This window comes from Mycobacterium sp., from assembly GCF_044370595.1.
In the GTDB taxonomy this organism is placed as follows: Bacteria; Actinomycetota; Actinomycetes; order Mycobacteriales; family Mycobacteriaceae; genus Mycobacterium.
In genome coordinates this window covers 1-3,111 of sequence record NZ_JBILVF010000242.1, presented here as the reverse complement: position 1 = coordinate 3,111, position 3,111 = coordinate 1, and the positions used below count along the sequence as shown (strand labels likewise).

Here is a 3,111-nt window from a genome sequence, read left to right as displayed (position 1 = left end):
CGCACATTCGTGACGTCCGGGGCGTGCATCTGCGCGGTGCTCCTTGCGACGGCCGTTGCCGCGCCCGGAGTCCGCCGCGCGGCCACCGCCGCTGACGAGCCCACGGTGGTGATCGCGGCCGTGCAGGGCAACGTGCCGCGGTTAGGCCTGGATTTCAACAGCCAACGTCGCGCGGTGCTGGACAACCACGTCGCCCAGACGCTGCAATTGGCCGAGGACGTCGAATCCGGCAGCGCGCCGCGGCCGCGATTCGTTATCTGGCCGGAGAACTCCTCGGATATCGATCCGCTGGCAAACGCCGACGCTGCCGGGCAGATCGAGGCGGCAGCTCAGGCCATCCGAGCGCCGATACTCGTCGGCGCCGTCGTCGACCGACCGGAGGCGACGCCGGACAGTCCTGCCGCTTCCAACACCGTCGTAGTGTGGGATCCCGACGAGGGGCCGGGGGAGCGTCACGACAAGCAGATCGTCCAGCCCTTCGGGGAGTATCTGCCATGGCGGTCGTTCTTCTCCCGGCTGTCCTCCTACGCCGACCGGGCCGGCTACTTCGTCCCCGGCAGCGGCAGCGGCGTGCTGCATCCCGCCGGGGTGCCCGTCGGGGTGGCGACCTGTTGGGAGGTCATCTTCGACCGCGCGTTGCGCCAGTCGGTGCGTAACGGCGCCCAGGTGCTGGCAGTGCCTACCAACAATGCGACCTTCGATGAAGCCATGAGCGAACAGCAACTGGCGTTCGCGAAGCTACGGGCCGTCGAGCACGGGCGATACGCGATCGTCGCCGGAACGACCGGTATCAGCGCAGCAATCGCCCCAGATGGCCGTGAAATCGCCAGGACCGCGTTCTTCACCCCGGCCTACCTCGATGTGGAGGTACGGCTGCGGACAGCCCAGACCCCGGCCACCCGATGGGCTGGCGCGGTGCAGTGGCTGCTGGTTGTGGCCGCGGTCACCGCAATCGGCGCAGCTGTATTGCACAATGGTGGATTAGTGCGGCCACTGCGCAGCCGCCGTCGTCGTAATTCGGGCACGGTGTAAACCAGGCGAAGGAGTCGCATGAGCAACCGCGGCAGCGGGCCCACCGGGGCCCAGGCCGAGAAGGCCCCCGGGAAGGCCGCCGGGAAGGCCGCCGGGAAGACCCCCGCAAACAACGATCAACTGCCCAGCAGACGAACACTGGTCATCATTCCGACCTACAACGAGTTGGAGAACCTGACCCTGATCGTCGGGCGGGTCCGCAAGGCACGTCCTGACGTGCACATCCTGGTGGTCGACGACGGCAGCCCGGACGGCACCGGGGAGCTTGCCGACGAGCTGTCGGCCGCCGAGCCTGACCGAGTGCACGTGATGCACCGCACCACCAAGGACGGATTGGGCGCGGCCTATCTGGCCGCGTTCGCGTGGGGATTGGAACGCGGCTACAGCGTCTTGGTGGAAATGGACGCCGACGGCAGCCACGCGCCCGAGCAGCTGTACCGGCTGTTGGACGCCATCGACCACGGAGCTGATCTGGCGATCGGATCGCGCTATGTCGACGGTGGGACGGTGCGCAACTGGCCGTATCGGCGGCTTGTTCTGTCCAAGACCGCCAACACCTATGCGCGGCTGCTACTGGGTGTCGGGATACACGACATCACCGCCGGATACCGCGCCTACCGGCGCGAAGTGTTGGAGAAGCTGGACTTGTCTACGGTCGAATCCAAGGGGTACTGCTTTCAGGTCGACCTGACCTGGCGCTCCATCAACAACGGGTTCACCGTCGTAGAGGTGCCGATCACGTTCACCGAACGCGAGCTCGGAGTCTCCAAAATGAGTGGCTCGAATATCCGCGAGGCGATGTTCAAAGTCGCCCAATGGGGGATCGGCGGACGAGCTCATCGCAGGCGGTCGAGGCGCTGAGCGGCGAGTATCCCGCCGCCGGCCGCCTCAGCCGCGGCGCTTCGTCTTGATCAACTCGAGGCGCTCTTTGAGCAGTTCCTCGAGTTCCTCCACGGATCGGCGCTCCAGCAGCATGTCCCAGTGCGTGCGAGGTGGCTTGACCTTCTTCGGCTCCGGGAGCTCACCCTCGATGAGGGTCCCTTCAAGGCCGTTACGGCACAACCAGGTACCGGGAATTTCGGCATCGTCGGCGAACGGAACCTCGAACTCCTCACCGTTCTCGGTGCGATACCGGGCCAGCTGTCGCGGTGCCAGGTCGTGGTTGCGGTCGGTCTCGTAGCTCACGGCGCCGAGCCGGCTGCCTCTCAGCACACGATCAGCCATGGTGATTCTCCTTGCGTGATACGTGGGAACGACGCGTAGAACGGTTGCCGCCGTTCCCGACGCGGAACTCAATGATACCGGGAGCGCGACGGCCCCGGTCTAGGCTCACGGTGGTGACGCGCCGGACCCGCCCACAGCCGTGCCGATGGTGCGGCCGTGAGGTCGCCGACGCCGGGCTAGGCCGACGTCGGCAGTACTGTCGGCAGTCCTGCCGTCAGCGGGCCTACGAGCAACGCGCCCTGGTCAAAGGAACCGCTGTCCCCGATGACGCCGTGGTCCTCACGGCCGAGGAGGCCGCCGAGTTGTCCGATCGGGTCTATCAGGTGCGTTGTGCAGCCGAGGATGTCGCGACCGCCGTTGACGAGGGCGCACCGGCCGCGGAGTTGCGCCAACTGTGTCAGGAGTTGTTGCGCGCGGCCAAAGCCGCTGACGGGTGGCGCTGATCTCGATTCGTGCCCGACGGGGATACCTGCTCCCCCTGCTGGGGGATTACCGATCAGTAGCACAGTATTTCGGGTCCCAGCGTGCAACACTGGCCGCTGAGCGGTCACCGTTGAGCTTCGCTACCCCCCCGCGTGGCTCCGGTGGCCGCTCCTGGGTGGATAACCCGACCAGGGGTTTCTTTCCTGGTAGCGCTGTCACATGGTGTCAGTTTCTGCCACAATCCGTCCTAGCGGCCATCGACACATTTCTCATGGGGGGTAAATGTGGCGGTGGCCGCTTCGACGCGCGGAGGCGGCATCAGAGTCAGCGATCTTCGACGTTCCTCGGTTTCGGAACCGGCGCCGATGCTGCGCTTGACCCGCCCCGTCGTGGCTTGGGGGGTCGCCTGTTGGGACCGGATCGGCGTGCTTC

General features: G+C 66.4%; 4 protein-coding genes. 3 read left to right on the top strand and 1 reads right to left on the bottom strand.

The features are described from left to right. Both lnt and ADBZ5N_RS18280 read left to right on the top strand, forming a co-directional pair. Positions 1 to 1,032, top strand: a 1,032-nt coding sequence (gene lnt / locus ADBZ5N_RS18285) for an apolipoprotein N-acyltransferase (protein ID WP_526259927.1), incomplete at its 5' end; no start/stop codon positions are given. A gap of 18 nt (positions 1,033 to 1,050) precedes the next feature. Beyond that, the gene (locus tag ADBZ5N_RS18280; protein WP_526259925.1) at positions 1,051 to 1,893 is read left to right on the top strand and encodes a polyprenol monophosphomannose synthase; all 843 of its coding nucleotides are present in this window, start codon (positions 1,051 to 1,053) and stop codon (positions 1,891 to 1,893) included. 27 nt (positions 1,894 to 1,920) lie between these two features. Here ADBZ5N_RS18280 and ADBZ5N_RS18275 read toward each other — a convergent pair whose 3' ends face one another. Continuing rightward, positions 1,921 to 2,256, bottom strand: coding sequence for an RNA polymerase-binding protein RbpA (locus ADBZ5N_RS18275; protein WP_526259922.1), 336 nt, complete (start codon positions 2,254 to 2,256; stop codon positions 1,921 to 1,923). 71 nt (positions 2,257 to 2,327) lie between these two features. On the opposite strand from ADBZ5N_RS18275, the gene ADBZ5N_RS18270 reads away from it, so the two are divergent. Beyond that, positions 2,328 to 2,699 (top strand): hypothetical protein, encoded by a 372-nt coding sequence (locus ADBZ5N_RS18270; RefSeq protein ID WP_526259920.1) that lies wholly within the window; start codon positions 2,328 to 2,330, stop codon positions 2,697 to 2,699. Positions 2,700 to 3,111 lie beyond the last annotated feature (412 nt).